The sequence below is a fragment of the Massilia niabensis genome (assembly GCF_042655085.1).
In the GTDB taxonomy this organism is placed as follows: Bacteria; Pseudomonadota; Gammaproteobacteria; order Burkholderiales; family Burkholderiaceae_D; genus Telluria; species Telluria niabensis.
Window position 1 is genome coordinate 1 of record NZ_JBHSMU010000021.1, and the last position, 540, is coordinate 540.

General features: G+C 52.6%; 1 rRNA gene. It reads right to left on the bottom strand.

The annotated features are described in order from the left end of the window. Positions 1 to 540, bottom strand: a 16S ribosomal RNA gene (locus tag ACFPN5_RS25220); the annotation flags it as partial.

Genomic DNA, 540 nt, shown 5'->3' on the forward strand with positions numbered 1-540 from the left:
CACGAGCTGACGACAGCCATGCAGCACCTGTGTTCAGGTTCCCTTTCGGGCACATCCTGATCTCTCAAGACTTCCTGACATGTCAAGGGTAGGTAAGGTTTTTCGCGTTGCATCGAATTAATCCACATCATCCACCGCTTGTGCGGGTCCCCGTCAATTCCTTTGAGTTTTAATCTTGCGACCGTACTCCCCAGGCGGTCTACTTCACGCGTTAGCTGCGTTACCAAGTTAATTAAAACCCGACAACTAGTAGACATCGTTTAGGGCGTGGACTACCAGGGTATCTAATCCTGTTTGCTCCCCACGCTTTCGTGCATGAGCGTCAATCTTGACCCAGGGGGCTGCCTTCGCCATCGGTGTTCCTCCACATCTCTACGCATTTCACTGCTACACGTGGAATTCTACCCCCCTCTGCCAGATTCAAGCCTTGCAGTCTCCATCGCAATTCCCAGGTTGAGCCCGGGGCTTTCACGACAGACTTACAAAACCGCCTGCGCACGCTTTACGCCCAGTAATTCCGATTAACGCTTGCACCCTACG